Below are 25,608 nucleotides of genomic sequence, written 5' to 3' on the forward strand. Positions count from 1 at the left end.
GAGGCCGTGCGCGCCGCCCTCGCCCACCGGCACGCTGTTGCTGCTGGACGACGCGGCCGGCGCCGGGCAGGTCGACGCGCTGCTCCCGGAGGCCCCGGACTGCCTGGTGGTGGCCGTCTCCTCGGGCCCGCTCACCGGCATCGCGGACGTCCGCCCCTGCACTCTGGGCGGCCTGGACACCAAGTCCGCGGTGGAACTGCTCACCCGCTACCGGCTCCGTCCGCATCACGGTCGACCCGCGCGCCGCCGAGAGCCTGGTCGAGGCCTGCCAGGGCCATCCGGCCGCACTCGTGCTGGCCGGCGGCTGGCTGGCCGCCCGTCCCCAGGCCGCCGTCTCCGACCTCGCCAAACGGCTGCGCACCGGCACCGACGACGGTACGGACACCACCCCGCAGGCCCGAGTCTTCCGGCATGTCCACGATGAGCTGGCCGGCGCGGCCGCCCGCATCCTGCGGCTGCTCTCCCTCGCCCCGGCCGGCCTGATCGACCCGCACACCGCCTCGGCTCTCGCCGGCTGCTCGGTGAGCTTCGCCCGCTCCACCCTGGACGACTTCGTCGCGCTCGGCCTGCTGCGCGCGGTCGACTCCCCGCTGCCCCAGTACGACGTCCCCGGCTGCCTGCACCCGCTGCTGCGCGCCTGCGCCGACAGCCAGGAGAGGCCCGCCGAGCTGCAGCTGGCCCGGGCCCGGATGCTGGAGCGGACCGTACGGCTGCTGCAGTCCTGCCGGGCGATCACCGAGACGGACAGCCCGCAGGCCCGGGAGAAGCTGAACGCGATGCCCCGCGAGGTGCGCTTCCCCAGCCCCAGGGCGGCCGCCGACTGGCTGCGCATCCGGCGGCCCGCGCTGCTGGCGTCCGCCCGGCTCGCGGTGGCCGACGGCGAGCTGGACACCCTCGCTCGCCGGCTGATGTCCCAGCTGGTCAGGGCCTTGGTGGCGCACGAGGGCATGCATGCCGCGGCCCCCGACCTGTACGACGTACACAGCCTGGTCCTCGATGTCGCGGGGCGGCGCGGCCTGCCCCGGGAGGAGGCCGCGGCCCTGCTGAACCTGGGCGACGTGGACGCGCAGACCGGCCGAACCAAGGACGCGCTGGCACGATATCGGTTGGCTTTGGTGGCCGGACGCAGAGCAAATGACCCGTACGCGGCCGGTCGCGCAATGGAATCCGTAGGTGGCGCCTACCAGGAGCTGGGGGACTACGACCGGGCCGCCGACTGGTTCGGCCGGGCCCTGGCCGAGCGGCTGGCCCGGGGCGAGCGCGAGCCGGCTGCCCGGCTGTACGGCCGGATCGCCACCGCCCACACCTATGCGGGCCGCTACGGCGAGGCCCTCAGGAACTGGCGGGCCGCCGTCGCCGGCTACCGCAGGAGCGGCGATGTCGCCGCCCATGCCCGGGCGTTGAGCGAGCTGGCCCGGGTGCAGGAGTACGCGGGACGGTTCGAGGAGTCGCGGCGCACCTGCCAGGAGGCGGTGGAGTGGGCGCGGCGCGCCGAGGACGTCCGGCTGCAGGCCGCGCTGCAGCTCCGGCTGGCCGACACCCTGGAGCGCCTCGGCGACTCGGCCGCCGCCCGTCTGCACCGCGGCGCGGCCGAGCGCATGCTGGTCCAGGAGGCCCCGGAGGACGACGCAAGCCCCAAAACGGACGCTGAAGCCTGCGAAATCCGTAGTGCATCCAGCGAAGATTGATGCAATGAAAGGCTAGACAGCTGGAACGCCTTCATTAGACTGGCTCCGCCGCACGTTCTCCTGCGGTGTCTCCCGGTGTGCCCTGCATGCCTGGGTATGTCATGTAATGCACCCCCCATACCCTCTGAGCCAAGGACCGTGATCGACGTGAAGGTCGGCATCCCCCGCGAGGTCAAGAACAACGAGTTCCGGGTGGCCATCACCCCCGCCGGTGTGCACGAGCTGGTGCGCAACGGCCACCAGGTCGTCATCGAGCGCGCCGCCGGCGTCGGCTCCTCGATCACGGACGACGAGTACGTGGCCGCCGGTGCCCAGATCCTGGACACCGCCGACGAGGTCTGGGCCGCCGCCGACCTGCTGCTGAAGGTCAAGGAGCCCATCGCGGAGGAGTACCACCGCCTCCGCAAGGACCAGATCCTCTTCACCTACCTGCACCTGGCCGCCTCCAAGGAGTGCACGGACGCGCTCATCGAGTCCGGCACCACGGCCATCGCCTACGAGACCGTCGAGCTGCCGAACCGCGCGCTGCCGCTGCTCGCCCCGATGTCCGAGGTCGCGGGCCGGCTCGCCCCGCAGGTCGGCGCCTACCACCTGATGCGCGCGGCCGGCGGCCGCGGTGTGCTGCCGGGCGGCGTCCCGGGCGTGACCCCGGCCAAGTGCGTGGTCATCGGCGGCGGCGTCTCCGGCTGGAACGCCACGCAGGTCGCCGTCGGCATGGGCTTCGAGGTGACCCTGCTCGACCGCGACATCAACAAGCTGCGCGAGGCCGACAAGATCTTCGGTACGAAGGTCAAGGCGATCATGTCCAACTCCTTCGAGCTGGAGAAGGCCGTCCTCGACGCCGACCTCGTCATCGGCGCGGTCCTCATCCCGGGCGCCAAGGCCCCGAAGCTCGTCACCAACGAGCTGGTGGCCCGCATGAAGCCCGGCAGTGTCCTTGTCGACATCGCGATCGACCAGGGCGGCTGCTTCGAGGACTCCCACCCGACGACGCACGCCGAACCGACCTTCAAGGTGCACAACTCGGTCTTCTACTGCGTCGCCAACATGCCCGGCGCGGTGCCCAACACCTCCACCAACGCCCTCACCAACGCGACGCTGCCGTACATCGTCTCCCTCGCCAACAACGGCTGGGTCGAGGCGCTGCGCCGCGATGCCTCGCTCGCCAAGGGCCTGAACACCCACGACGGCAAGGTCGTGTACCGGGAGGTCGCCGAGGCCCACGGTCTGGAGCACATCGAGCTGGAGACCCTGCTCGGCTGACGCCGACCGACCCCGTGACCTGGTGAGTCACTAAGTCACCAACAGGTAAAAGGCGATTCGTCAACACACGTCGTCAACACCGCGCGCCCGGCCGGACCTTGCCCGACAAGGTCCGGCCGGATGTGTGTATGGTCACTTTGCGGCTCTCGGTCAACTCGCCTCGAACGTAACCCTTCGACCGATTCGCACACCGGTGAAACCTGCTGTGCGACGGCCGTACGCCCTTGACAGCGAGATGTTTCATTGCCGACACATCCTGCCGGGTCCGGCGGATTGTGTTGCTGCGGACCGCCGACACGCCATAGAGTCGCCAACCGTCGGCATGGTGCCACGCTGACCTTGTCTAGAAGTTTCCTGGTCACCAAGGAGGTAAGACGACTTGTGAATGAGTCGACATTTTCTCCCGGGGGTGGTCAACCAGGAATGCCTGCACGGGGCCAGGGCTCCGCGGGATTCGAGGCTGTCGGCTCCGTAGCTGTGCGCACCTTCGCAGCCCACCAGAGTTCCGGTCCGCAGGCGGCCGGGACAGCACACCAGAGCATGGATGGCCATCACGTGAACGCCATGGCCGGCGACGGAAGTGGCGCGCCCCACAACCAATTCGCCGACTACGACGAACTGCCCGAGGGGCACTTCTACGACCCCGACGCCGAGTACGAGCCCGATCCGGAGTACGCGGCCACGCTCGCGCCCGACGCGGCCCGCCAGCGCCGTGAGCGCATCGGCCCGACCGGACGCCCGCTGCCGTACTTCCCGATCCCGGGCCCGCTGACCGACCACGGCCCCGCGAAGATCATCGCGATGTGCAACCAGAAGGGCGGCGTCGGCAAGACGACGTCGACCATCAACCTGGGTGCCGCGCTCGCGGAGTACGGCCGGCGCGTGCTGCTCGTGGACTTCGACCCGCAGGGCGCGCTGTCGGTGGGCCTCGGCGTCAACCCGATGGAACTCGACCTGACGGTCTACAACCTGCTCATGGAGCGGGGCATGTCCGCCGACGAGGTCCTGCTGAAGACGGCGGTCCCCAACATGGACCTGCTGCCCTCCAACATCGACCTGTCGGCCGCCGAGGTCCAGCTGGTCTCCGAGGTCGCCCGCGAGTCGACGCTGCAGCGCGCCCTGAAGCCGCTGATGTCCGACTACGACTACATCGTGATCGACTGTCAGCCCTCGCTCGGCCTGCTCACCGTCAACGCCCTGACGGCCGCTCACAAGGTGATCGTGCCGCTGGAATGCGAGTTCTTCGCCCTGCGCGGTGTGGCCCTGCTGACCGAGACCATCGAGAAGGTCCAGGAGCGGCTCAACCCCGAGCTGGAACTGGACGGCATCCTCGCCACGATGTACGACTCGCGCACCGTCCACAGCCGCGAGGTCCTGGCCCGCGTGGTCGAGGCGTTCGACGACCACGTCTACCACACGGTCATCGGCCGCACGGTCCGCTTCCCGGAGACCACGGTCGCCGGTGAACCGATCACCACGTACGCCTCCAACTCCGTCGGTGCCGCCGCCTATCGCCAGCTCGCCAGGGAGGTGCTCGCCCGGTGTCACGCCGAGTGAGTCTGCCCGGGGCCGACGAACTCTTCCGTACGACAGGGGGGACTGCGCTCCAGCCGTCCACGCCCCGGCGCGCCAACGGCGAGGCACGGGTGCCGGCTCCCGCTGGGGAGAGCGACGACGTGGCCGCCGCCGAGGACGCACCGCAGTCGGTGCCCGTCCAGGGCGGTGACGGAGCGGGCGCGGAGCATGTCGCCGCGGAGGCCGAGCAGGACGGGACCGGCGAGTCCCGCGGCCGCCCGGCGCGCCGGCAGGCGGCGCAGGAAGGTTCTGGCGCCGCGCAGCCGCGCAAGCGAGGGCGGGCGGCGAACCGCCGGCCCAGCGGCCGCGAGCGGCACGACGAGAAGATCACGGTGTATGTGTCGGCCGAGGAGCTGATGGACCTCGAACACGCCCGCCTGGTGCTCCGTGGTGAGCACGGGCTGGCGGTGGACCGCGGGCGGATCGTCCGTGAGGCGGTGGCCGTGGTCCTGGCCGACCTGGAGTCACGCGGGGACGCGAGCATCCTCGTACGACGGCTGCGGGGACGGTAGGGGTAGCCTGCGGGGGCTATGACCTCGTCTGACGTTCCCGCTCCCGGCACGAACGCCGGTCGCAGGCGTGCCCTGGGCCGAGGGCCGGGTGCGTCTGTGGCGGAGGTCGTGGTTCCGGCTGAGGCCGGTGTGCCGGGTGAGGCGCCCGAAGCTGTCGTACGCGAAGCGCCCGAGGCTTCCGTACCCGAAGCGCCAGAAGCTGTCGTGCTCGATACGCCCGAAGCCGTCGTACCCGAAGCGCCCGAGGCTTCCGTATCCGCAGCGCCCGCGCCCGTCGAGCCCGCAGAAGTCCGTGACGGTGTCTTCAAGGTGCGGCTCTCGAACTTCGAGGGTCCCTTCGATCTCCTCCTCCAACTGATCTCCAAGCACAAGCTGGACGTCACCGAGGTGGCCCTGTCGAAGGTCACCGACGAGTTCATGGCGCACATCCGGGCCATGGGACCCGACTGGGACCTGGACCAGACGACCGAGTTCCTGGTCGTGGCGGCCACGCTGCTCGATCTGAAGGCGGCCCGGCTGCTGCCCGCCGCCGAGGTCGAGGACGAGGCCGACCTGGCGCTGCTGGAGGCGCGGGACCTGCTGTTCGCGCGGCTGCTGCAGTACCGCGCGTACAAACAGATCGCGGACATCTTCAACCGGCGCCTCGACGACGAGGCCCGCCGCTGGCCCCGTACGGTCGGCCTGGAGCCGCACCACGCCGAGCTGCTGCCCGAGGTCGTCATCAGCATCGGTCCCGAGGGGTTCGCCAGGCTCGCGGTCAAGGCGATGCAGCCCAGGCCCAAGCCGCAGGTCTACGTCGACCACATCCACGCCCCGCTGGTCAGCGTGCAGGAGCAGGCAGGGATCGTGGTCGCCCGGCTGAAGGAGCTGGGCGAGGTCAGCTTCCGGGCCCTGATCGAGGACACGGACGACACGCTCACCGTCGTAGCGCGGTTCCTCGCCCTGCTGGAGCTGTACCGCGAGAAGGCCGTCGCCCTGGAGCAGGAGGCCGCGCTCGGGGAGCTGCTGGTGCGCTGGACCGGCGGGGACGCCGACTCGGCGCCGATGGTCACCGACGAGTTCGACCGGCCGCCCGAGCCGCCGAAGGAGGAGAAGAAGCCGTGAGCGAGACCACCCAGGTCCCGGCCGGACTGGCGGCCGTCGCCGAACTCGATCTCAAGCCCGCCCTGGAGGCGATGCTCATGGTCGTCGACGAGCCCGCGACCGAGGAGCACCTCGCGAAGCTGCTGGAGCGGCCGAAACGACAGGTCGCCGACGCGCTGCGGGAGCTGGCCGACGAGTACACCGTGCAGGGCCGCGGCTTCGAGCTGCGGTTCGTCGCGGGCGGCTGGCGCTTCTACACCCGGGCCGAGTACGCGCCCGCCGTCGAGCGGCTGGTCCTGGACGGCCAGACCGCCCGGCTCACCCAGGCCGCGCTGGAGACCCTCGCGGTGGTCGCCTACCGCCAGCCGGTCAGCCGCAGCCGCGTCTCCGCCGTACGCGGGGTGAACTGCGACGGTGTGATGCGCACCCTGCTGCAGCGCGGTCTGGTCGAGGAGGCGGGCACGGAACCCGAAACAGGTGCGATCCTGTACAGGACGACGAACTACTTCCTGGAGCGGATGGGCCTGCGTGGCCTGGACGAGCTTCCGGAGCTCGCGCCCTTCCTCCCGGAGGCGGAGGCGATCGAGGCCGAGACCCAGGAAGGGGTCCCGTCGTTCGACCCGGACGCGCCCGACGCGCCCGGCGTAGAGGACGCAGACGACTAAGACGGAACTTTGATGCGAAGCAGCGGCAGCGGCAGGAACAGCGGCGGGCGCGGTAACTACCGCGGCGCCGGTAACAACCGGGACGAGCGGCAGGGGCAGGGCCGGCCCCGCAAGCCCCGCCCCGAGGAGCGCCGCTACGACGTGGGCCCCGGCGCCTCCCAGGACGGCCCCAAGTCCGGACGCGGCTCCGCCGCGCGCGGCGGAGCCAAGGGCGGCCCGAAGAAGCCCCAGCAGTCCGGTCGTACGGCCCCCGCGCGCTCGCGTGAGTACGAGGCGCGCGCCGAGGAGCGCAACCGGGAGCGCTACGCCGGCAAGAAGGACATCAAGCTGCCCAAGACCTTCCCGGGTGCCGAGCAGGAGGGCGAGCGGCTGCAGAAGGTCCTCGCGCGCGCCGGCTACGGCTCGCGGCGGGCCTGCGAGGAGCTGATCGAGCAGGCGCGCGTGGAGGTCAACGGCGAGATCGTCCTGGAGCAGGGCCGCCGGGTCGACCCGGAGAAGGACGAGGTCAAGGTCGACGGCCTGACGGTGGCGACGCAGTCGTACCAGTTCTTCTCGCTGAACAAGCCCGCCGGTGTCGTCTCCACCATGGAGGACCCCGAGGGCCGGCAGTGCCTCGGTGACTACGTCACCAACCGCGAGACGCGCCTCTTCCACGTCGGCCGGCTGGACACCGAGACCGAGGGCGTCATCCTGCTCACCAACCACGGCGAGCTGGCGCACCGCCTGACCCACCCCAAGTACGGCGTGAAGAAGACCTACCTCGCCGCCATCGTCGGCCCGATCCCGCGCGACCTGGGCAAGCGCCTGAAGGACGGCATCCAGCTGGAGGACGGCTACGCGCGCGCGGACCACTTCCGGGTCGTGGAGCAGACCGGCAAGAACTACCTGGTCGAGGTGACCCTGCACGAGGGCCGCAAGCACATCGTGCGGCGCATGCTGGCGGAGGCCGGCTTCCCGGTCGACAAGCTGGTCCGCACCGCCTTCGGCCCCATCACCCTCGGCGACCAGAAGTCGGGCTGGCTGCGCCGCCTGTCCAACACCGAGGTCGGGATGCTGATGCAGGAAGTCGATCTCTAGAGCGCGGCTTGCGCCGCATCGCCGTCCCCCTTTATCGTCACAACGACAATAAAGGGGGATGACGCATATGCCCAAGCAGTCGGCGACCGGCGCACTTCTCGGCCTCGCCCTCGGGGACGCCCTCGGCTTCCCGGCCGAGTTCAACGACGTACCGTCCATCCTCGCCAAGTGCGGGCCCTGGCGGGAGATGGAGCTGCCGCGGCACGCCTTCGTCTCCGACGACACCCAGATGACCCTCGCCGTCGGCCGCGGACTGCGCACGGCCCTGGACCGTGGCTTCCTCGGCCCGAAGCGGCTGGAGCGGCCGCTGCGCGAGGAGTTCGTGGACTGGTTCCACTCGCCGGACAACAACCGCGCCCCGGGCCACACCTGTCTGACTGCGTGCGGCCTCCTGAAGGAGGACGGCCGGGCCTGGCAGCACGCCAGTCAGATCGACTCCAAGGGCTGTGGTGCCAACATGCGCGTCGCGCCCCTCGGGCTGGCTCCCGGGCTGAGCGACGAACAGCGCTCCGGCGCCGCCCAGTTGCAGTCCGGGCTCACCCACGGTCACCCCACCGCGCTCGCCGCCTCCGACCTCACCGCGCACGCCGTCCACCTGCTCGCCCGGGGCACCGACCCGGCCGGGCTCGTCGGCCGGCTGCGCTCGTACGCCCTCGACCACCGCACGCGGTACGACCACACGTGGCTCGGCGACCTGTGGACCCGGTCCCAGGACCCCAGCCCCGAGCACTTCATCGCGCGGGGCTGGGACGAGTGCCTGGCGGTCCTCGACCGGCTCCAGGAGGCCGTGCGGACCGTCTCCCCGGAGACCGACCCGTGCCTGGCCACCGGCGAGGGCTGGATCGCCGAAGAGGCCCTCGCCACGGGGCTGCTGTGCTTCCTGCTCTTCCCCGACGAGCCCGTCACCGCCCTGCGCCGGGCCGCCTGCACCTCCGGCGACTCCGACTCCATCGCCTGCCTCACCGGCGCGTTCGCGGGCGCCTGGACGGGCGCGCAGGCCTGGCCGGCCGACTGGACCGAGCGCATCGAGTACCGAGGTGACCTTTTGGCCCTGGGGGCGCTCTGGGACGCTTAGGACCATGATCGAAGACCTCGACCTCGCGCCCGTGGTCGCGGAACAGCCCGACCCGCTGCTGTTCGCGACCGTCTCCGGAGCCCACCTGTACGGCTTCCCCTCGCAGGACTCGGACGTGGACCTGCGGGGCGTCCATCTGCTCCCGGCGGCCGACCTCGTCGGGCTGCACGAGCCGGAGGAGACCCGCTCGCGCGCCTGGGTGCGCTACGGCGTCGAGCTGGACCTCGTCACCCATGATCTGCGCAAGTTCGTCCGGCTCATGCTGCGCCGCAACGGCTACGTCCTGGAGCAACTGCTCTCACCGCTGGTCGTGCACAGCGGCGACACGCACCGGGAGCTGGCCGCGCTCGCCCCCGGCGTCCTCACCGGCCACCACGCCCACCACTACCGGGGGTTCGCGGTGACCCAGTGGCGGCTGTTCGAGAAGACCGGCGAACTCAAGCCGTTGCTCTACACGTTCAGGGTGCTGCTCACCGGCATTCACCTCATGCGCAGCGGCGAGGTCCAGGCCCACCTGCCCACCCTCCTGGAGCAGATCGACGCACCCGGCTATCTGCCCGAGCTGATAGCCGCCAAGGGGGAGCTGGAACACGGCATCGCCGACATCCCGCACGCGCGCGTGGAGGCCGACGTGGAGCGCCTGCACGCCGTGCTGGACGAGGCCCAGTCCGCCTCAGCCCTGCCCGACGCCCCCACCGCGTACGACGCCCTGCACGACTTCGTGATACGCGTCCGTCTGCAGGGCTGAGTCCCGGCGTACCCGGAACAGGAAGCCGGCCACGCGCGCGTGATCCGGCTCGGACGGGAGCGGGCTGCGGTGCAGAGCCCGCTCCGTCTCCGTCCCCAGCCGGGCCATCCACGCCTCCACCTCGGCCCAGGGGACCTCGCCCCGCTTCACCGCGAGCAGCGCCTCGCGCCGGTCGCCGACGTCGATCCGCAGCTCGCCGGAGCGCAGCAGGTCACGGGCGCTCATCAGCAGGCGCAGCAGATGCATGGCGTGCTTCCAGCGTGGGGCGCCCGTCGCGCGGATGCCGGCGTCGAGCTTCTTGCGCTGGCCCAAGGCATAGTGGGTGAAGGTGTCGTAGGCCCGGCGGGAGAGGAAGGCGCCGCGCAGGGACAGCAGCTCCCGGCCGGTGTCGTCCAGGTGCTCCACCAGCGGGGAGTGCAGGCACTCCAGGATGTTCGGATTGCCGCGCAGCGCCAGCTCGCAGAACCGTTCCAGCTCCCAGGAGAACTGCTCCTCGCCCGGCCCCTCCACATGCGTCGGCGGCTTCTCGAAGCGCCAGAACAGGGGAGTGGGGGCGAGGAACACACCCCGCCGGTCGGTGTCGCTCGCGTCCGTCGCCAGCCCGAAGGCCCGGGAACCCATGACACAGGCGTAAACGGTGTGGTCGCGTACCAGCGTCTCGGGCTGCATGCCGGGAGCGTACGCGGACCTGTCACGTCAGACGGATCGAATTCTTCTCCACCTTGATCGACTCCTCGGGGAGCGGCGTCTTCGCGGGGCCGTGGGCCACCGAGCCGTCGGCGATGTGGAACTTGCTGCCGTGACACGGGCAGTCGATCGTGCCGTTCGCGATGTTGTTCACCGTGCAGCCCAGGTGTGTGCAGATCGCCGAGAAGGCCTTGAAGTCGCCCTCCTTCGGCTGCGTGACGACCACCTTCCGGTCCTTGAAGATCGTGCCGCCGCCCACGGGGATGTCACTGGTCCTGCCCAGAACCCCGCCGGTGCCGGCGGTCTTGACACCGCTCGCGCTCTCGGTGCTGCTGCTGGCGCTGCCGCTGCTCTTGGTGCCGCCGCATGCCGCGACGGGTGCGACGATCGCTGCCGCCGCGCCCGTCGCCAGAACCGTGCGCCGCTTCACGTCCTCGGTCATGCCAGTCTCCGTACGCCGTAGAAATCGATACATGTTGATACATATCGGATGCTCTACATCGTCTCAGTGATCGGGCGACCCGCACCTGTCGCGCGCGGGCTGACTACCCTGGACGGACCAAGACCAGATCCGCATGTCAGCAGGGAGCAGCGCCGTGGCGGTACGAGCGGTCCGGGGGGCCGTCCAACTGGAACGGGACGAGGCCGGGCACATGGACGAGCAGGTCGGAGCCCTGCTCACCGCGGTCCTGGAGCGGAACGGACTGAGCGCCGACGACCTGATCAGCATCTGGTTCACGGCCACACCGGACCTGCACAGCGACTTCCCGGCGGCCGCCGCGCGCAAGCTCGGCATCGTCGACGTGCCGCTGATCTGCGCCCAGGAACTGGACATCGCGGGCGCCATGCCCCGGGTCGTACGGCTCCTCGCGCACATCGAGTCGGACCGGCCCCGCGCCGACATCAACCACGTCTACCTCGGCGCCGCGGCCGCCCTGCGCAAGGACATCGCCCAGTGAGAAGCGCACTCGTGATCGGCACCGGCCTCATCGGCACCTCCGCCGCCCTGGCCCTGGTCCAGCGCGGCGTCATCGTGCACCTCGTCGACCACGACCCCGAGCAGGCCCGTACGGCCGCCGCACTGGGCGCCGGCACCGACGAGGCCCCCGACGGACCCGTCGACCTCGCGATCGTGGCCGCCCCGCCCGCGCACGTGGCCGGTGTGCTCGCCGACGCCATGCGCCGGGGCGTGGCCCGCGGCTATGTCGACGTGGCCAGTGTCAAGGGCGGCCCGCGCCGCGAGCTGGAAGCGCTCGGCCTGGACCTGTCCGTAATGTCGAGGTATCTCGGCAGCCACCCCATGTCCGGCCGCGAGAAGTCCGGCCCGCTGGCCGCGACCGCCGACCTCTTCGAGGGCCGCCCCTGGGTGCTCACCCCGACCCGGGACACCGACACCGAGGTGCTGAACCTCGCCCTGGAGCTGGTCTCGCACTGCCGGGCCGTACCGGTCGTCATGGACGCCGACGCGCACGACCGCGCCGTCGCCCTCGTCTCCCACATGCCCCACCTGGTGTCCAGCATGGTCGCCGCGCGCCTGGAGCACGCCGCGGAGGCCGCCGTACGGCTGTGCGGGCAGGGCATCCGGGACGTGACCCGGATCGCCGCCTCCGATCCGCGTATGTGGATCGACATCCTGTCCGCGAACCCCGGCCCGGTCGCCGACCTGCTCTCCGACGTCGCCGCCGACCTGGGCGAGACCGTCGAGGCGCTGCGCGCCCTGCAGTCCTCCGACGAGGCCAAGCGGCGCGAGGGCACCGCCGGTATCGAGGACGTGCTGCGCCGCGGGAACGCGGGCCAGGTGCGGGTGCCGGGCAAGCACGGCAGCGCGCCGCACCGGTACGAGAACGTCGTCGTCCTCATCGACGACCAGCCCGGCCAGCTGGCCCGCATCTTCGCCGACGCGGGACGGGCCGGGGTCAACATCGAGGACGTGCGCATCGAGCACGCGACCGGGCAGCAGGCCGGTCTGGTCCAGCTCATGGTCGAACCGAAGGCGGCGCCCGCGCTGAAGGAGGCACTGCGGGAGCGGGGCTGGGCGCTGCGGCAGTAGGGCGTCCACAGGCGTCCGGACGAGTGACCCGCACCCAGTAACCTTGTGCAGGGCGCTCTCGCTCCCCCCGTACCCGCCCACCCCGCACCAGGAAGGTCTCCCTCCGTGGAAAACGGCGCCGCCCCGACCGCCCAGCCCGTGATCGTCGCGATCGACGGCCCCTCCGGCACGGGCAAGTCGAGCACGTCGAAGGCCGTCGCCGCGCAGCTCGGCCTGAGCTACCTGGACACCGGCGCCCAGTACCGGGCGATCACCTGGTGGATGGTGAGCAACGGCATCGACCTGGAGGACCCGACGGCCATCGCAGCGGTCGCCGGCAAGCCGGAGATCGTCTCCGGCACCGACCCGGCCAACCCGACCATCACGGTCGACGGCACCGACGTGGCCGGCCCGATCCGCACCCAGGAGGTCACCTCCAAGGTCAGCGCGGTCAGCGCGGTGCCCGAGGTGCGCACCCTGATCACCGAGCTGCAGCGCTCGATCGCCGCCGGCGCGGAGCACGGCATCGTGGTCGAGGGCCGTGACATCGGTACGACCGTTCTCCCGGACGCCGACCTGAAGATCTTCCTCACCGCGTCCCCGGAGGCTCGCGCGGCCCGTCGCAGTGGCGAGCTGAAGGGCGTCGACGTGCACGCCACCCGCGAGGCGCTGATCAAGCGGGACGCGGCCGACTCCTCCCGCAAGACCTCGCCGCTCGCCAAGGCCGGCGACGCGGTCGAGGTCGACACCACCGAGCTCACCCTCGCCCAGGTCATCGAGTGCGTCGTCACCCTGGTCGAGGAGAAGCGGGCCGGGAAGTGAGCCTTCCGTCAGCCCCTGCCCAGCAGCCGGAGAAGCCCCCGTCGGGGCGGGGCGCCGAGGTCGGCCGGCGCATCGGCGTCGGCCTGATGTACGGGCTGTGGAAGCCGCGCGTGCTCGGCGCCTGGAAGGTGCCCGCCACCGGCCCGGTGATCTTCGCGGTCAACCACTCCCACAACATCGACGGCCCGATGGTCATGGGCGTGGCACCCCGGCCGACGCACTTCCTGATCAAGAAGGAGGCGTACGTCGGCCCGCTGGGCTCCTTCCTGACCGGCATCGGCCAGCTGAAGGTGGACCGCGCCACCGCCGACCGCACGGCGATCACCCGCGCCCTCGGCGTGCTGGAGGCCGGGGGCGTGCTGGGCATCTTCCCGGAGGGCACCCGCGGCGACGGCGACTTCGCCTCGCTGCGCGCCGGGCTCGCCTACTTCGCCGTACGCAGCGGGGCGCCGATCGTGCCCATCGCCGTGATGGGAAGCGCCGAGCAGCCCGGACGGTTGATAAAGGCGCTGCCCCCGCTGCGCTCCCGCGTCGACGTCGTCTTCGGCGACCCCTTCGACGCGGGCGACGGCAGCGGGCGGCGCACGCGCAAGGCGCTGGACGAGGCGACCGAGCGCATCCAGAAGCAGCTCACCAGCCACCTGGAAACCGCCAGGCGCCTGACCGGGCGCTAGGCGACACTTGAGTAGTGGATCAGCCCACCGGGTTCATCCCATCAGGGCCTGTTCCACCGATCACCACGATGAACGACGAGGTACGGACTACATGAACGACGACATCCAGCCCGGCGACTCGGCTGAGCACGAGTACGACCACGGGGCTCTCGGCGACGCCGAGTACGCGGAGTTCATGGAGCTCGCCGCGGAAGAGGGCTTCGACATCGAGGACGTCGAGGGCGCCATCGAGGCGGCGGGCCACGGTCCGCTGCCCGTGCTCGCCGTCGTCGGCCGCCCCAATGTCGGCAAGTCGACCCTGGTGAACCGGATCATCGGCCGTCGCGAGGCGGTCGTCGAGGACAAGCCGGGCGTCACCCGTGACCGCGTCACCTACGAGGCCGAGTGGGCCGGCCGCCGCTTCAAGGTCGTCGACACCGGCGGCTGGGAGCAGGACGTCCTCGGCATCGACGCCTCCGTGGCCGCCCAGGCCGAGTTCGCGATCGAGGCGGCCGACGCGGTCGTCTTCGTCGTGGACGCCAAGGTCGGCGCGACCGACACGGATGAGGCGGTGGTACGGCTGCTGCGCAAGGCCGGCAAGCCGGTCGTACTGTGCGCCAACAAGGTCGACGGCCCGAGCGGCGAGGCCGACGCGGCCTACCTGTGGAGCCTCGGCCTCGGCGAGCCGCACCCCGTCTCGGCGCTGCACGGCCGCGGCACCGGCGACATGCTCGACGCGGTCCTGGAGGTGCTGCCGGACGCGCCGCGCGAGACCTTCGGCGGGAGCGGCATCGGCGGCCCGCGCCGGATCGCCCTGATCGGCCGCCCGAACGTCGGCAAGTCCTCCCTGCTGAACAAGGTGGCGGGCGAGGAGCGCGTCGTCGTCAACGAGCTGGCGGGCACCACCCGCGACCCGGTCGACGAGCTGATCGAACTGGGCGGCGTGACCTGGAAGTTCGTCGACACGGCGGGCATTCGCAAGCGCGTCCACCTCCAGCAGGGCGCCGACTACTACGCCTCCCTGCGTACGGCAGCGGCCGTGGAGAAGGCGGAGGTCGCCGTCATCCTGATCGACGCCTCCGAGAACATCTCCGTGCAGGACCAGCGGATCGTCACCATGGCCGTCGAGGCGGGCCGCGCGATCGTCCTCGCCTACAACAAGTGGGACACCCTCGACGAGGAGCGCCGCTACTACCTGGAGCGCGAGATCGAGACCGAGCTGGGCCAGGTCGCCTGGGCCCCGCGTGTGAACGTCTCGGCGCGCACCGGCCGCCACATGGAGAAGCTGGTCCCGGCCATCGAGACCGCCCTCGCCGGCTGGGAGACCCGCGTCCCCACCGGCCGCCTCAACGCCTTCCTCGGCGAGCTGGTCTCGGCCCACCCGCACCCGATCCGGGGCGGCAAGCAGCCGCGCATCCTGTTCGGCACCCAGGCAGGCACCAAGCCCCCGCGCTTCGTCCTCTTCGCCTCCGGCTTCATCGAGGCGGGTTACCGCCGCTTCATCGAGCGTCGGCTGCGCGAGGAGTTCGGCTTCGACGGCACCCCGATCCATATCTCGGTGCGGGTGCGCGAGAAGCGCGGCGCGAAGAAGAAGTAACGGCTGTACGACGTGAAGGGCGGCCCTGGAGACCAGAGTCCAGAGGCCGCCCTTCAGCGTCCGCCGGTCACATGCCCCGGCGCGGTCCCGGAGGCAGCGCCGCCGGAACATGGTGCATCCCGGTGTCCTCGTGCTGCCGCCCCAGCGTGCCGATCCGCTGCCACTGCGACTGCTGCCGCGCGCTGTACGCCCCCGCGCTGTAGGCGCTGTACGAGCTGCTGAACGACCCCGCCCGATGCCCGCCGTAGCCACCCGTACGGTCCGACAGCTGCCCGAACGGGCTGAACCTCAGTCCCTCCTCCCCGCTCCGGTCACCCGGCAGCGTACGGAAGGCCTTGACCCACTCCGCGTAGAGCGAGTCGTAGATCGGCGTGGGGGAGCCCCCACCTTCCTGCCCCGTCCGCGCGGACGGGATAGCGGAGAACAATGACCGGCGGGGAGGAGTGTCGTATGCGTGCACGTATGTCCAAACGACGGCCCCCTTAAAGAGATGCGGTTCTGCAACCTGCCTTTAGGGGCGCGGGGAACTGCGCGAGCAACCACGAACGACCCGCACCCGCCCCCGTACAGCCGCCCCCCGCCCCCTGGGCGCGAATGTCACGTACCCGCAAGGGGAAGCGCGGCCCCCACCAGCTTCCCCTGCGCCGCCGACTTGTCGAGAGACTCCCGCAGCAGATCCTCCCGCGGCTGCCGCCCGATCGACCCCACCGGCGCCGCGAACATCAGCACCTGCTGATGCTTGTTCGCCGCGGCCCGCCACCCGTCCGTCACCTGCAGCGGCTGATGTGCCTGCCACCAGGCGACCGGCTGTCCGCCGCTCGCCGAGGGCTGCAGCACCGCATGCAGCTGCCCCATGGCGAGCAGCACCGACCAGCCGTGCAGCACCGGCGGCACGGACGACAGCTCGGTCACCGGCATGAACCCCTGCTCGATGAGGAGCGGAAGGAAGTCGTCGCCGGTCCCGGCGGAGCCGGGGCGTACGATCGCCGAGGTCGGCTCGACGACGAGCGCGGGGTGCAACTCGCCCTCGATCAGGACGAGTCCGCTGGTCACGCCCAGCACCGCCTGCTCGGGCGCGACCTGCTGCGGCGTGCCGGCGGCGGTGGCACCGGCCACGCCGCCGATGGACCGGACGGCGCCCTGCAACTGCTCCTCGGTGACCTGGACGACCTGCGAGGGCAGGCAGCTGGCGTGGGCGAAGGCGAGCACGGCGGTCTCGTCGCCGACGAACAGAACGGTGCTGGTGCGCTCCTGCTCGGAGTCGCCCGGAGTGCGGCAGGAGGTGCAGTCGTAACTGCCCGGGGCGTTCTCTCCGGCGACCAGCCGGTCGGCTTCTTCGTCGCCGATCTCGGCGCGTACGGCGTCACTGACGTCGAGCATGCGCGGCACGGTGGCTCCCTCGGGATGCGGTCCTGGGTCGACCGGGTGGCTCCCGGCCGATGAGTCCCGGCGTTCCGGGCTCATGAAGGAGACAACGGACGTCCTGTGGTGGGAGTCACGCTCTGGGGACAACCGGTTCGCACCATCCGCCGCGCACGGTCACATCATGTGCGGAATGCGCTACTCATCGTCAACTCGTCGTCAAGTCAAGGAACTTGTAGGGGTGAAGTGGCTCACAGATCGCCTCGGCCGCTGGTCGATAAATCCGGAAATCCAGGGATGTAGTGGGTGGCCGAAAATCGACGATACCTGCGGTAACCAGCAACTGGCCTGGAATGACAGGGAGTTGGTTGATTCGGGCCGCTCCTCCTCCCTACATTCCTCCGCCGTGTGCAACGAGCACCGCCTGGGTGCGTCCGACGCCCGGGACCGGCAGAGCGGTAACGCCGGTACCGGCCGCGCGGACGGGGCGGGCACGAGGAACCGCGGTCCTGCGCGGCGAGACGTGCACCGCCTGGGGGAGCCCGGGTTCGTGGAGAGGGAATTACATGTCCGAGTGTGCCGATACCACCCGAAACGCCTGTCACGACGGCACCCGCAAGGGCCGTACGACGGCCGCGCTCGCCGGAGCCGCGCTGCTCGCCCCGCTGGGGCTGCTGGCCGCGACCGGCAACGCCGCGGCGGCGGACAACGGGGTGTGGGACCGCATCGCCCAGTGCGAGAGCGGCGGCAACTGGCACATCAACACCGGCAACGGCTACTACGGCGGGCTCCAGTTCTCCGCCGGCACCTGGCGCGCGTACGGCGGCACCGCCTACGCCCCGACGGCCGACGAGGCCTCCAGGAGCGCGCAGATCGCCGTCGCCACCAAGGTTCAGCAGGCTCAGGGCTGGGGTGCCTGGCCGGTCTGCTCGGGCCGAGCCGGAGCCTTTGGCGCCGCCCCCACGGCGGACCACACGGGTTCCTCCGGTACGACGGCTTCGAACGGCAGCGAGACGACGAAGTCCGCCCCGACGAAGTCCGCTCCGACTGACTCCGCGCCGTCGAACTCCGCTCCGGCGAAGACGCCGGAACGCCCGGCGGCCCACACCGGCCGCAGCGACTCCCGCGGTGACTACACCGTCTGCGAGGGCGACACGCTGAGTGCCATCGCCGCCCGGCACGGGACCACCTGGCAGCGGATCTACGCCGCCAACAAGAAGATCATCGGCGACGACCCGAACCTGATCCTGCCCGGCCAGCGCCTGGCGCTCTGAAGCACCCTTCGGGCCGAGCACCCGGTGAGGACAGCCGCTGCCCCTCGAGGACAGCGGCTGTCCGCATCCCCTGGCAGACTCGGCCCCATGTTGGAGACCTCGGCACGTCTGCTGCGCCTGCTCTCGCTGCTCCAGGCCCACCGCGAGTGGTCCGGCCCCGAACTCGCCGCACGGCTCGGTGTCACCCCGCGCACCGTCCGCCGGGACGTGGACCGGCTGCGCGAGCTGGGCTACCCGGTCAACGCCAGCCCCGGTACCGGCGGTGGCTACCAGCTGGGCGCGGGCGCCGAACTCCCGCCGCTGCTGCTGGACGACGACGAGGCCGTCGCCGTGGCGGTCGGTCTGCGCACGGCCGCGGGCCAGGGCATCGAGGGCATCGGCGAGACCTCCGTGCGCGCCCTCACCAAGCTCGAACAAGTGCTGCCGAACCGGCTGCGACGCCGGGTGAGCGCCCTCAACGCCTTCACCGTGCCGATGCTGCGCGGTGGCCCGCCGGCCGATGCCGTCGACCCGGCGCTGCTCACCGAACTGGCGCACCTGTGCCGGGACGCCGAGCGGCTGCGCTTCGCGTACCGCAGGCACGACGGCGCGGACAGCCGCCGTACCGTCGAGCCGCACCGGCTGGTCTGCACCGAGCGGCGCTGGTATCTGGTCGCCTGGGACGTCGACCGGGCGGACTGGCGGACCTTCCGCGTCGACCGCATCACCCTCAAGCCGCCGCACGGGCCCCGCTTCACCCCGCGCGAGGCGCCCGCCGAGGATCTGGCCGCCTATGTCTCGAAGGGCGTCTCCATGCGCGCGTACGCCACACACTCCGTCGTACGGCTGCTGGCGCCGCTGCACGAGGCCGCCGCGCGGATCTCGCCGTCCGCGGGGACGCTGGAGGCCGACGGCGCGGACGCCTGCATCCTGCGCTCCGGCGCGGCGAACCTGGAGGTGATGGTCGTTCACCTCATGATGCTGGGCTTCCCGTTCGAGGTGATCGAGCCCGCCGAGCTGACCGAGGCGATCAGAGCGATCCGGGACCGGCTGGACGCGGCGCTGACGCGGGCCGCGGAGCCCGCCTGACAGGGAGCCGCGGCGGCCGTGTGCAGAATTCGTGAATTTCCTATGCGGCGTCAGCAGCTCTTGCATCGCGCCGGATTGCACGGGGAATCACGTTCCTGGATCCGTGTGGATCAACGCCGCCTTTTTCGCGGGGTAAATCCAAGGGGTGCTCGGCGGCTCGTGAATTCCGTTCGATTACCCCGGTGAGCCCACCGGAAACCCCCGTACGTGTGACTCGGCGCGACGGAACCGGGGCCGGGAAGCTGTGACAGAAGTGTGACCGTACTCGGATACGACTCTTACCCGCCGTGCCCGGCTTCCCTCATCGCCGGTTGCGGCCTAGCGTGGCGGCATGGCACCGATTCCCACTCCGCCGGCGGAGCCCCAGGACAGCCCGGACGGGTACGTCGGCCTCGACGCCGCGAACGCCGAGCGGCTCGCCCGGCAGCGCGGATGGCCGACGGTACGGTCGCTGCCGCCGGGCGCGATCATCACCATGGAGTACCGGGTGGGACGCCTGAACTTCGAGGTACGCGACGGCCGGGTGGCCCGCGCCTGGAAGGGGTGACGCTCCGCCCACGCGGCGGCAGCCGCATATCGGACACGGCCCCGCGCCCCTTCAGGGCGTTTTCGGTGCCCCTACTGCGAAGGCCCTGCCTCCCTCCGGGGGAAGCGGGGCCTTCGCAGTGGCGCGGGGCGGTGTGCGTACCGGGCCCCGCCGCCGTGCGAGCCGTCAGCCGCCGGTCAGCGGCCGGGCCGGCTGGGTGGTGCCGCGCGGGAGGCGGTGGTCGGTGTGCGGTGGGCGGCGGCTGCCCACCGGGGTGACCGGAGTGCGTTCCGAACGGGTCGTGTGCGGTCCCGGGGCCAGATGCGCCATCGCCCGGACGGCGCGGGTCGAGGTGACCGGCTCGCGCGCCGGGGCCGGCTGCTCGGCCGGTACGCCGCGCGGCCTGAGCACCACCGGCGTGACCGGGACGACAGGTTCGGGCACGGGCCGGCTGCGGCGGCCGCGCCAGCGGTCGCGCAGATCGAACAGCGCGGTCTCGGTTCTGGCGATCAGCGGCTCGAACCACGGCAGGGCGAGCAGGATCAGCAGGCCCGCGGCCCAGCCCAGCAGGACGTCGCTCAGCCAGTGAGTACCGAGGTAGACGGTGGTCATGCCGACGCCGAGCGCGGTGATCGCCGACAGCGCCGACAGCCAGCGGCGCGCCCGCGGGGTGGAGGCCAGATACGCCAGGATTCCCCAGGTCACGACCGCGTTGGCGGTGTGGCCGCTGGGAAATATATCGCCGCCCCGCATCATCTCGTTCGAGCCGATCACGGTCGCGTAGTGCGGACCGAGGCGCCCCATGCCGTACTTGGCGGCGCCGACCGTGATGTTCAGCAGCAGCAGCGAGGCGGCCAGGGTGAGCAGCGGGCGCAGGGTGTGCTGCCGCCAGGAGCGCCAGCCGAGCCAGGCCGCGACCATCACCGCGGTGGGGCCGCGCTGGCCGAGCACCACGTAGTAGTCGAGGAAGGCGTGGATCTGCGGCCACTGCTGGTACGGCCGGAAGAACATGACCTGCCAGTCGAGCCGGACCAGCCAGGACGTGATCACCACGGCCCACACGATCGCCAGGTAGAAAGCCAGGGTCGCGGTGAAGAGAACGACCCGGTGCCGGCTCATCCTTGGCACATCGATGTGGGCCGGTCGTTCCGGCTCACGGTCGAGTCTGGCGAACACCCGGTCCAGACGCCGGGTGACGTTTCGTTCGGTACGCACCCAATCGACGTTACAGCGAGTGAGCTGTGAACCCCGTCGAAACAGCGGGTTTGTGATGACGATGTGATGTGGCAAACCTCTCAAGAGCGTCCGAATTCCAGGGATTCCGCAATCCTGTGAGGCCGTTCCGTGCAATTCCTTTGATCATGCCGGGCGTTGTTTATATGGGTGCTTATGAATACGTTAACCCGGCCCTGGAGCGGAATTTTCCGGAGCGTCATCGGGCTCGTCGATGTCGATCATGGTCGATCATGGGGGACCGGAACCGTTCAGCCAGAACGCCCCGTAGATCGCTGCCGCGCCCGCCAACACGGCCGTGACCAGCACGGATCGGCTCGTCCGCAGCCGGGCGAGGGCACCGGCGAGCGGCAGCAGCACCGGGAAGGCGGGCATCAGCAGCCGTGGCTTGGACCCGAAGTAGCTCGACGCGCACAGCGCGAGCGCGAGGACGACACCGGTGTACACCAGCAGTGCGACCGGCTGGCGCCGGCGGATCCCGGTGACGTACAGCCAGAGCAGCAGGGCGACCCCGATGATCAGGCCGACGCCCGCGAGGGCGGACGGAAATGACGTGAACTTGTCGGCCACGAAGCGGGCGAATGCGTAGCCGCCGTCGAACCCGTTGCGCCATCCGGCCTGTACGTCCAGGTACCCGAAAAGTCCCTTCCTGGTCCGCCGGCCGACCCAGAACACGTAACCGGCGGCCCCGAGGGGCGCGATGGCCATTCCCAGGGCGCGGTGCCAGGCGGGGGCGGATGGGGCGAACGGTGCGATCGAGGCATGTGCGCCGGGAGTGAGAGCCGGGGCGTGTGTGCCGTCAGGCGCGCCGAGCGTGTGCGCCGGGGAGTGTTCGGTGTGATGCGCGCCGGGTGCGGACGTCGTGCTCCGGTCTCGCACGAACGAGAGCACGCCCGTCACCCACACCGCCGCGACCACCGCCGCCCCGACCGGCCGGGTCAGCCCCGCCAGGGCGGCCAGCGTGCCGGCCCAGACCCAGCGGCCGGTCAGCAACGCGTACAGCGACCAGGCCGCCAGCGCCGTGAACAGTGACTCGCTGTACGCCATCGACTGCACGATCCCGACCGGCAGCACGGCCCACAGCAGAACGGCGCAGATCCCCACCCGGGGGCCGTACACCTGGTCGGCGACCGCGAAGATCCCGCAGGCCGCCGCGAGCGAGGCGAGCAGGCTGACCATGAAACCGGCGTCCGCGTACGACAGCGGCGTGACCGCGTGCAGCGACCGCTCCAGCCACGGCAGCAGCGGGAAGAACGCCAGATTGGAGTGCACGTCGCCGTTCGGCAGCCGTACCTCGTAGCCGTACCCCAGCTCGGCGACCCGGGTGTACCAGAGTGAGTCCCAGCGCGCGGTCAGCACGGTGTACGCGCTCTTGCCGCGCGCGGCGCTCCACACCGCCAGCACGACCAGCCCCAGGGCGCGGACCGCCGCATAGCCCAGCAGGGCCGGAGCCGCCCGGCGCAGAAGTGGGGCGCGGGGTGGCGCCACGCGCGTTTCAAGATCGCTCACGGACTCGATTATCGACCGGCGGTGGACCCGCACCGTCCCCGGGGCGCGGTCAGGGCAGAACGGTGTGCGGTACGCCACAAGGGTTCCCGTGTGCGTGTGAGAGGTCCGCCACGTGACCCCGTGGCGGACTCGCGTACGCTGACGAGTCACCCGCGTGGGTTCGCGCGGGCCGGAGACCCCGCTCCTCTCCGGCCGTACGACAGGGAGTCCCCGCCCCGTCGCTCCGCCCCACGCGCGGCACATCTGGGAGGTACGCGCATGTCCGGGACGACCACGGCTGCCGTTCGGCCGCGCCGTCGGGCGGCCGGGGCCGGTGCGAGCCGCTGGGTCGTTCTCGTCGTCCTGTGTGTCAGCCTGCTGCTCGTCGCCGTCGACGCGACCGTGCTGCATGTGGCGGTTCCCGCCGTCACCCAGGACCTCAAGCCCGGTGCCCTGGAGCTGCTCTGGATCGTCGACGTCTATCCGCTGGCCTGTGCCTCGCTGTTGATCCTCTTCGGCACCCTCGGCGACCGGATCGGCCGCCGACGCGTTCTGCTGCTCGGCTACGGCCTGTTCGGGGTCGCCTCCGCCGTGGCCGCCTTCGCGCCGACCGCCGAGACACTGATCCTCGCCCGCGCTGTGCTCGGTGTGGGCGGCGCCATGATCATGCCGGCGACCCTGTCGATCCTGCGTCAGGTCTTCCCCGACCGGCGCGAGCGCGCGCTCGCCATCGGTATCTGGAGCGCGGTGGCCGCCGTCGGCGCGGCCGTCGGCCCGCTGCTCGGCGGCTTTCTGCTGGAGCACTTCTGGTGGGGCGCGGTCTTCCTCGTCAACATCCCGCTGATGCTGGTCAGCCTGCCGGTGGGCCGGATCCTGCTGCCCGAGTCCCGCGGCGGGCGGAGCGGCCCCTGGGACGTCGTCGGCGCCCTGATGGCGGCCGGCGGTCTCTTCGGTGCCGTCCTCGGCGTGAAGCAGCTGGGCGGTGGAGGGGCCCCGCTGAGCCCCTCCACCGTGCTGCCCCTGCTGGCCGGCGCGGCCCTTCTCCTCCTCTTCGTACGGCGGCAGCGGCGGCACCCGCATCCGCTGGTGGACCTCGGGATGTTCCGCCGGCCCTCGTTCAGCACCTCGGTGGGCTGCATCGTGCTGGCGATGCTCGCGCTCGTCGGGCTGGAGCTGATCGCCGCCCAGTATCTGCAGCTGGTCCTCGGGCTCTCCCCGCTGCAGACCGGCCTCAGGCTGCTGCCCCTGACCGTCGCGGCGATGGCGGCCGGCCTCGCGGGCGCGCGGATGCTGCGCCGCTTCGGGCCGCGCCGGATGGTGTGCGTCGGCTTCCTGCTGACCGCCGCCGCGGTCCTGACGCTCACCGCGATGGGCGGCACCGACAACGCGCCGCTGCTACTGGGCGGGTTCGTGCTGCTCGGCTTCGGTCTTGAGACCACGCTCTTCGGGGCCTACGAGTCGATGCTCAGCGAGGCCCCGGCCGACCAGGCCGGCGGTGCGGCGGCGATCGGCGAGACGTCGTACCAACTCGGCGCCGGCATCGGCATCGCGCTGCTCGGCACCGTGATGAACGCGGCCTACGCCCCCCATCTGCGCTCGGTGCCAGGCGTCCCGCGGCACGCGTCGGACGCGGCGGGGCACTCGCTCGGCGAGGCCTACGCCGTCGCCGGACGCCTGGGCGGGTCCGCCGGGGCGGCGCTGCGCCGGGCCGCACGGGACTCCTTCGTGCACGGGCTGCATGTGACGCTGCTGGTGAGCGCGGGCCTGTTGCTGCTGGGGGCGGTGATGGCGCTGCGGCTGCCGCGGGTCATGCAGTGCGGCACGGAGCAGGTGGCGGCGGTGGAGCTGCCCGCGCCGCGGGAAGTGGCGGAGTCCCGCGTCACGGCCTGACGCACTGGACGTAGGCGACACCGCACCGTAACGTCGGCGTCGATCCGTGGCTAGCGGTGCTAGTTTTCTTGTGTGCCGGAGGGTGTCCCATGTCCGCGTCCTCGAAGTTGCCCCCCTTCGATCCCGCCGACCCGCTCGGGATCGACGACCTGCTGGAACCGGAGGACCTGGCCATCCGGGACACTGTCCGCGGCTGGGCCGCCGACCGGGTGCTGCCCTATGTCGCCGACTGGTACGAGAAGGGCGAGCTGCCCGGCATCCGGGACCTCGCCCGCGAACTCGGCTCCCTCGGCGCCCTCGGCATGTCCCTGACCGGGTACGGCTGCGCCGGCGCCACGGCCGTGCAGTACGGCCTGGCCTGCCTGGAGCTGGAGGCGGCGGACTCGGGCATCCGGTCCCTGGTCTCCGTGCAGGGCTCCCTCGCCATGTACGCGATCCACCGGTTCGGCAGCGAGGAGCAGAAGCTTCAGTGGCTGCCGCGCATGGCGGCCGGCGAGGTGATCGGCTGCTTCGGGCTGACCGAACCCGACCACGGCTCCGACCCCGCCTCGATGCGCACCCACGCCAAGCGCGACGGCGACGACTGGGTGCTCAGCGGCCGCAAGATGTGGATCACCAACGGGCCGGTCGCCGGGGTGGCCGTCGTCTGGGCGCAGACCGAGGACGGCATCCGCGGCTTCGTCGTGCCCACCGACAGCCCCGGCTTCGCGGCGCCCGAGATCAAGCACAAGTGGTCCCTGCGCGCCTCGGTCACCAGCGAATTGGTGATGGACGACGTGCGGCTGCCCGCAACCGCCGTACTCCCGGAGGTCACCGGACTGCGCGGCCCGCTCAGCTGTCTGTCCCACGCCCGGTACGGCATCGTCTGGGGCGCGATGGGCGCGGCGCGCAGCAGCTTCGAGGCGGCGCTGGACTACGCGAAGACCCGGGAGCAGTTCGGGCGGCCCATCGGCGGCTTCCAGCTCACCCAGGCCAAGCTCGCCGACATGGCGGTCGAACTGCACAAGGGGATTCTCCTCGCCCACCATCTGGGGCGGCGGATGGATGCCGGCCGCCTGCGTCCCGAGCAGGTCAGCTTCGGCAAGCTCAACAACGTCCGCGAAGCGATCGAGATCTGCCGTACGGCTCGGACGATCCTCGGTGCCAACGGGATCTCCCTCGAATACCCCGTGATGCGGCACGCGACCAACCTCGAGTCGGTGCTCACCTACGAGGGCACCGTCGAGATGCACCAGCTCGTGCTGGGCAAGGCGCTCACCGGGCTCGACGCCTTCCGGTGAGGCCCCGGGCGGG

Annotated in this window: 24 protein-coding genes and 1 pseudogene; 19 read left to right on the forward strand and 6 right to left on the reverse strand. The window is 71.3% G+C overall.

Translation table 11 applies throughout. The annotated features are described in order from the left end of the window. The 9 genes and pseudogenes from M878_RS82535 to M878_RS82570 form a co-directional block, all read left to right on the forward strand. Positions 1–1,688 (forward strand): annotated as a pseudogene (locus M878_RS82535) (tetratricopeptide repeat protein); the annotation flags it as partial. Positions 1,689–1,835: 147 nt separating this feature from the next. Then, positions 1,836–2,951, forward strand: a complete 1,116-nt coding sequence (ald, locus tag M878_RS82540; protein ID WP_158692937.1) for an alanine dehydrogenase — start codon at positions 1,836–1,838, stop codon at positions 2,949–2,951. 423 nt (positions 2,952–3,374) lie between these two features. Continuing rightward, on the forward strand, positions 3,375–4,508 hold the full coding sequence (locus M878_RS82545; RefSeq protein ID WP_076084782.1) for a ParA family protein: 1,134 nt from the start codon (positions 3,375–3,377) through the stop codon (positions 4,506–4,508). Then, positions 4,493–5,038 (forward strand): hypothetical protein, encoded by a 546-nt coding sequence (locus M878_RS49485; protein ID WP_031226541.1) that lies wholly within the window; start codon positions 4,493–4,495, stop codon positions 5,036–5,038. Before M878_RS82545 ends, M878_RS49485 begins: the two co-directional genes overlap by 16 nt. 18 nt (positions 5,039–5,056) lie before the next feature. Beyond that, positions 5,057–6,142 carry a segregation and condensation protein A gene (locus M878_RS82550; RefSeq protein ID WP_031226543.1) on the forward strand — a complete coding sequence of 362 codons (1,086 nt, stop codon included), beginning with the start codon at positions 5,057–5,059 and terminating at the stop codon, positions 6,140–6,142. Beyond that, positions 6,139–6,786, forward strand: a complete 648-nt coding sequence (gene scpB, locus M878_RS82555) for an SMC-Scp complex subunit ScpB (protein ID WP_023551786.1) — start codon at positions 6,139–6,141, stop codon at positions 6,784–6,786. The genes M878_RS82550 and scpB overlap by 4 nt, the downstream gene beginning before the upstream one ends. A gap of 12 nt (positions 6,787–6,798) precedes the next feature. Further along, positions 6,799–7,863: a pseudouridine synthase gene (locus tag M878_RS82560; RefSeq protein ID WP_023551787.1), complete on the forward strand. Its 1,065-nt coding sequence runs from the start codon at positions 6,799–6,801 to the stop codon at positions 7,861–7,863. A 67-nt stretch (positions 7,864–7,930) separates the two neighbouring features. After that, positions 7,931–8,938: an ADP-ribosylglycohydrolase family protein gene (locus M878_RS82565; RefSeq protein ID WP_023551788.1), complete on the forward strand. Its 1,008-nt coding sequence runs from the start codon at positions 7,931–7,933 to the stop codon at positions 8,936–8,938. Positions 8,939–8,942: 4 nt separating this feature from the next. Continuing rightward, positions 8,943–9,686, forward strand: a complete 744-nt coding sequence (locus tag M878_RS82570) for a nucleotidyltransferase domain-containing protein (protein ID WP_023551789.1) — start codon at positions 8,943–8,945, stop codon at positions 9,684–9,686. Here the strand turns inward: M878_RS82570 and M878_RS82575 are convergent. After that, positions 9,612–10,355 (reverse strand): nucleotidyltransferase domain-containing protein, encoded by a 744-nt coding sequence (locus M878_RS82575; protein ID WP_023551790.1) that lies wholly within the window; start codon positions 10,353–10,355, stop codon positions 9,612–9,614. The two genes, M878_RS82570 and M878_RS82575, sit on opposite strands and share 75 nt — an antisense overlap. A 22-nt stretch (positions 10,356–10,377) precedes the next feature. Next, positions 10,378–10,815, reverse strand: a complete 438-nt coding sequence (locus M878_RS82580; protein WP_023551791.1) for a Rieske (2Fe-2S) protein — start codon at positions 10,813–10,815, stop codon at positions 10,378–10,380. A 154-nt stretch (positions 10,816–10,969) separates the two neighbouring features. Between M878_RS82580 and aroH the strand changes: the two genes are divergently transcribed. The 5 genes from aroH (at position 10,970) to der (ending at position 15,474) form a co-directional block, all read left to right on the forward strand. Next, positions 10,970–11,332, forward strand: coding sequence for a chorismate mutase (gene aroH, locus M878_RS82585; RefSeq protein ID WP_023551792.1), 363 nt, complete (start codon positions 10,970–10,972; stop codon positions 11,330–11,332). Continuing rightward, on the forward strand, positions 11,329–12,423 hold the full coding sequence (locus M878_RS82590; RefSeq protein ID WP_023551793.1) for a prephenate dehydrogenase: 1,095 nt from the start codon (positions 11,329–11,331) through the stop codon (positions 12,421–12,423). Before aroH ends, M878_RS82590 begins: the two co-directional genes overlap by 4 nt. Positions 12,424–12,528: 105 nt before the next feature. Then, positions 12,529–13,224 carry a (d)CMP kinase gene (cmk, locus tag M878_RS82595; protein WP_023551794.1) on the forward strand — a complete coding sequence of 232 codons (696 nt, stop codon included), beginning with the start codon at positions 12,529–12,531 and terminating at the stop codon, positions 13,222–13,224. Then, entirely contained in the window at positions 13,182–13,898 is a 717-nt protein-coding gene (locus tag M878_RS82600; RefSeq protein WP_425347919.1) for a lysophospholipid acyltransferase family protein, read from the forward strand. The genes cmk and M878_RS82600 overlap by 43 nt, the downstream gene beginning before the upstream one ends. 91 nt (positions 13,899–13,989) lie before the next feature. Continuing rightward, on the forward strand, positions 13,990–15,474 hold the full coding sequence (der, locus tag M878_RS82605) for a ribosome biogenesis GTPase Der (protein ID WP_023551796.1): 1,485 nt from the start codon (positions 13,990–13,992) through the stop codon (positions 15,472–15,474). Between the two features lie 67 nt (positions 15,475–15,541). Here der and M878_RS82610 read toward each other — a convergent pair whose 3' ends face one another. Beyond that, entirely contained in the window at positions 15,542–15,934 is a 393-nt protein-coding gene (locus M878_RS82610) for a hypothetical protein (RefSeq protein WP_031226552.1), read from the reverse strand. Positions 15,935–16,071: 137 nt separating this feature from the next. Beyond that, positions 16,072–16,863, reverse strand: a complete 792-nt coding sequence (locus M878_RS82615; RefSeq protein WP_031226554.1) for a hypothetical protein — start codon at positions 16,861–16,863, stop codon at positions 16,072–16,074. Positions 16,864–17,402: 539 nt separating this feature from the next. On the opposite strand from M878_RS82615, the gene M878_RS82620 reads away from it, so the two are divergent. The 3 genes from M878_RS82620 (at position 17,403) to M878_RS82630 (ending at position 19,725) form a co-directional block, all read left to right on the forward strand. Then, the gene (locus M878_RS82620) at positions 17,403–18,110 is read left to right on the forward strand and encodes a LysM peptidoglycan-binding domain-containing protein (RefSeq protein WP_023551799.1); all 708 of its coding nucleotides are present in this window, start codon (positions 17,403–17,405) and stop codon (positions 18,108–18,110) included. Positions 18,111–18,197: 87 nt separating this feature from the next. Further along, complete coding sequence (locus M878_RS82625) at positions 18,198–19,178, forward strand: helix-turn-helix transcriptional regulator (protein ID WP_023551800.1); 981 nt, start codon at positions 18,198–18,200, stop codon at positions 19,176–19,178. Between the two features lie 331 nt (positions 19,179–19,509). After that, the gene (locus M878_RS82630; RefSeq protein WP_023551801.1) at positions 19,510–19,725 is read left to right on the forward strand and encodes an I78 family peptidase inhibitor; all 216 of its coding nucleotides are present in this window, start codon (positions 19,510–19,512) and stop codon (positions 19,723–19,725) included. A 165-nt stretch (positions 19,726–19,890) separates the two neighbouring features. Here the strand turns inward: M878_RS82630 and M878_RS82635 are convergent, their stop codons facing one another. Both M878_RS82635 and M878_RS82640 read right to left on the reverse strand, forming a co-directional pair. Then, positions 19,891–20,919: a phosphatase PAP2 family protein gene (locus M878_RS82635; protein ID WP_031226557.1), complete on the reverse strand. Its 1,029-nt coding sequence runs from the start codon at positions 20,917–20,919 to the stop codon at positions 19,891–19,893. A 249-nt stretch (positions 20,920–21,168) separates the two neighbouring features. Continuing rightward, entirely contained in the window at positions 21,169–22,446 is a 1,278-nt protein-coding gene (locus M878_RS82640) for a mannosyltransferase family protein (protein WP_031226559.1), read from the reverse strand. Between the two features lie 258 nt (positions 22,447–22,704). Here M878_RS82640 and M878_RS82645 point away from each other — a divergent pair, with 258 nt between their 5' ends. Together M878_RS82645 and M878_RS82650 are read left to right on the forward strand one after the other, a co-directional pair. Then, positions 22,705–24,315 carry an MFS transporter gene (locus tag M878_RS82645; RefSeq protein WP_023551804.1) on the forward strand — a complete coding sequence of 537 codons (1,611 nt, stop codon included), beginning with the start codon at positions 22,705–22,707 and terminating at the stop codon, positions 24,313–24,315. An 89-nt stretch (positions 24,316–24,404) separates the two neighbouring features. Further along, positions 24,405–25,595 (forward strand): acyl-CoA dehydrogenase family protein, encoded by a 1,191-nt coding sequence (locus M878_RS82650; protein WP_023551805.1) that lies wholly within the window; start codon positions 24,405–24,407, stop codon positions 25,593–25,595. Positions 25,596–25,608: the final 13 nt, after the last annotated feature.

The sequence above is a fragment of the Streptomyces roseochromogenus subsp. oscitans DS 12.976 genome (assembly GCF_000497445.1).
Classification (GTDB): domain Bacteria; phylum Actinomycetota; class Actinomycetes; order Streptomycetales; family Streptomycetaceae; genus Streptomyces; species Streptomyces oscitans.

Coding starts and splice junctions, on each gene's coding strand:
- M878_RS82545 (WP_076084782.1), top strand. CDS start 3,375: ATGCCTGCACGGGGCCAGGGCTCCGCGGGATTCGAGGCTGTCGGCTCC.
- M878_RS82550 (WP_031226543.1), top strand. CDS start 5,057: ATGACCTCGTCTGACGTTCCCGCTCCCGGCACGAACGCCGGTCGCAGG.
- M878_RS82560 (WP_023551787.1), top strand. CDS start 6,799: ATGCGAAGCAGCGGCAGCGGCAGGAACAGCGGCGGGCGCGGTAACTAC.
- M878_RS82565 (WP_023551788.1), top strand. CDS start 7,931: ATGCCCAAGCAGTCGGCGACCGGCGCACTTCTCGGCCTCGCCCTCGGG.
- M878_RS82570 (WP_023551789.1), top strand. CDS start 8,943: ATGATCGAAGACCTCGACCTCGCGCCCGTGGTCGCGGAACAGCCCGAC.
- M878_RS82575 (WP_023551790.1), bottom strand. CDS start 10,355: ATGCAGCCCGAGACGCTGGTACGCGACCACACCGTTTACGCCTGTGTC.
- M878_RS82580 (WP_023551791.1), bottom strand. CDS start 10,815: ATGACCGAGGACGTGAAGCGGCGCACGGTTCTGGCGACGGGCGCGGCG.
- der (WP_023551796.1), top strand. CDS start 13,990: ATGAACGACGACATCCAGCCCGGCGACTCGGCTGAGCACGAGTACGAC.
- M878_RS82620 (WP_023551799.1), top strand. CDS start 17,403: ATGTCCGAGTGTGCCGATACCACCCGAAACGCCTGTCACGACGGCACC.
- M878_RS82625 (WP_023551800.1), top strand. CDS start 18,198: ATGTTGGAGACCTCGGCACGTCTGCTGCGCCTGCTCTCGCTGCTCCAG.
- M878_RS82630 (WP_023551801.1), top strand. CDS start 19,510: ATGGCACCGATTCCCACTCCGCCGGCGGAGCCCCAGGACAGCCCGGAC.
- M878_RS82645 (WP_023551804.1), top strand. CDS start 22,705: ATGTCCGGGACGACCACGGCTGCCGTTCGGCCGCGCCGTCGGGCGGCC.
- M878_RS82650 (WP_023551805.1), top strand. CDS start 24,405: ATGTCCGCGTCCTCGAAGTTGCCCCCCTTCGATCCCGCCGACCCGCTC.